The organism is Alkalibacterium sp. m-11 (genome assembly GCF_054658155.1).
In genome coordinates this window covers 1-255 of record NZ_BAAGIR010000544.1, presented here as the reverse complement: position 1 = coordinate 255, position 255 = coordinate 1, and the positions used below count along the sequence as shown (strand labels likewise).

Genomic DNA, 255 nt, shown 5'->3' with positions numbered 1-255 from the left:
GCTGGTTCGCTTATCCTAAAACCATCAAACAAGTGGTCACTGATTATCCGCTTCAAGTCATCTGCATGCTTAAACCTACGCGTACAACGTACGGATACAATGGACAAAAGTATAACCTGAAAGACCTTTACAGAGTGCTCAAGAAAAAGCGTGGCCGTGCGAAAATTAAAGCATCTGTCGTTGTCAGCTTAGGATTGAACGATAATAATGAAGACATCCAGGCTAAGATAATATTTGTTCGGGACAATCGCAGAG

At 42.0% G+C, this 255-nt stretch carries 1 pseudogene; it reads left to right on the top strand.

Annotated elements, in window-relative coordinates:
* A pseudogene (locus ACYQ2O_RS13535) lies at positions 1-255 on the top strand (IS4 family transposase); the annotation flags it as partial.